This is a genomic window from Mesorhizobium sp. WSM4848, from assembly GCF_055811375.1.
In genome coordinates, this window is the sequence record NZ_JBVVPX010000139.1 from 1 (window position 1) to 313 (window position 313).

Below are 313 nucleotides of genomic sequence, written 5' to 3' on the forward strand. Positions count from 1 at the left end.
TGACCGGATCGACGATACCCATGGCGATCATGTCGCCATATTCGCCGGTCTGGGCGTTGAAGCCGAAGGTCGGGCCCTTGTTCTCGAGGATCTTGCCGGCAACGATCGATGCTTCCGCACCGGCGTTGGCCGCGATCTGACGGGCCGGAGCCTGCAGCGCGCGACGCACGATGGCGATGCCAGCGGTCTGGTCGGAGTTGGCGCCGACAGCCTTGATGCTCAGCGAAGCGCGCAGCAGTGCGACGCCGCCGCCGGGAACGATGCCTTCTTCGACGGCCGCACGGGTCGCGTTGAGGGCGTCATCGACGCGGTC

The 313-nt window shown here is 67.1% G+C and carries 1 protein-coding gene; it reads right to left on the reverse strand.

Translation table 11 applies throughout. From position 1 onward, the window contains the following. Positions 1-313, reverse strand: a 313-nt coding sequence (locus AC0L16_RS33675) for a TCP-1/cpn60 chaperonin family protein (protein WP_473625826.1), incomplete at both ends; no start/stop codon positions are given.